The 1,510-nt window shown below is 57.7% G+C and carries 1 protein-coding gene; it reads left to right on the plus strand.

All coding sequences use genetic code 11. The annotated features are described in order from the left end of the window. Window positions 1-144: 144 nt before the first annotated feature. The coding region (locus HVE01_RS19720) for a Rieske 2Fe-2S domain-containing protein (protein WP_146945490.1) at window positions 145-1,510 on the plus strand (1,366 nt) is incomplete at its 3' end.

Consider the following 1,510-nt stretch of genomic DNA (forward strand, 5'->3'; position numbering starts at 1 on the left):
GCCAAAGAGGATGAGCAGGACCGCGCCAGCCAGCTCGCCGGTACGGCCAAGGTTTAACTGCCACACCTTGCATCAGGCGGGCTCATCCCTTGGCTCGCCTTGAAGTTCTAACCGCGTGACAAAACAAATACCAGGAGAGAGATCATGACCACGCAGCTTGATCAGCTCGAAGCCCGTGTGCGCGGTGCCGTCCAAGACGACCCCGCCAATGGCATCTTCCGCTGTCACCGCAGCATGTTTACCGACCCAGCATTTTTCGAGCTGGAGATGAAACACATCTTCGAAGGCAACTGGCTGTTTCTGGCCCACGAGAGCCAGGTCGCCGAGCCGGGTGACTACATGACCGTTACCATGGGCCGCCAACCGGTAATCATCACCCGCGACAAGCAGGGCGAGCTGCACGGCCTGATTAACGCCTGCGCCCACCGCGGCGCCACCCTGTGCCGCCGCAAACGGGGTAACAAAGGCACGTTTACCTGCCCGTTCCACGGCTGGACGTTCAAGAACGACGGCCAACTGCTCAAAGCTAAAAATGAAAAAGTCGGCGCCTACCCTGACAACTTCAAGCAAGATGGCTCCCACAACCTCAAACGCCTACCGCGTTTTGAAAACTACAAAGGCTTCTTGTTCGGCAGCTTGAGCGACGACGTTCAATCGCTCGAACAGCACCTGGGTGAAACCACCAAGATCATCGACAATATCGTCGACCAAGCCCCCGAAGGCCTGGAAATTTTACGCGGCACGTCGTCGTATACCTTCAGCGGCAACTGGAAACTCGGGGCTGAGAACGGTGCTGACGGCTATCACGTTAGCTCCGTGCACTGGAACTACGCCTCCACCATGGAGCGGCGTAATTATGACGCGGGCGGCACGAAATCCGTCGATGCTGACGGTTGGTCGAAGAGCAAAGGCGGTTTCTACTCTTATGCAAATGGCCACATGATGCTGTGGACCCGGCTGCTCAATCCTGAAGTGCGTCCCGTCTATCAGCACAAAGACTGGATTCAAGAACAACTTGGTGCGGCGCGCGCCGACTCCATCGTCAACCAAACGCGCAACCTTTGCCTCTACCCCAATGTTTACCTGATGGACCAGTTCTCCACGCAGATTCGTGTGATTCGCCCGATCGCCGTGGATAAAAGCGAAGTCACCATCTATTGCTTCGCGCCCAAAGGCGAGAGCGCCGAGGATCGCGCGCTGCGCATCCGCCAGTACGAAGACTTCTTCAACGTCTCCGGTATGGGCACCCCGGACGATCTTGAAGAGTTCCGTGCCTGCCAAGAAGGCTACAACGGTGCGCTGGCCGAATGGAATGACCTCTCGCGAGGGGCTCAGCAATGGATCGAAGGCGCCGATGAAGATGCTCAAGCAATCGACATGAAGCCTCTGCTCAGCGGCGCCTCTCCGGAAGACGAAGGGCTCTACGTGCTGCACCACAAGCATTGGGTCGATGAAATGCTGCGCGCCATCGACAAAGAGCGTGGGCAGTTCATCGCCACCGCGTCCGCCT

This window comes from Vreelandella venusta (assembly GCF_007989605.1).
Lineage (GTDB): Bacteria > Pseudomonadota > Gammaproteobacteria > Pseudomonadales > Halomonadaceae > Vreelandella > Vreelandella venusta.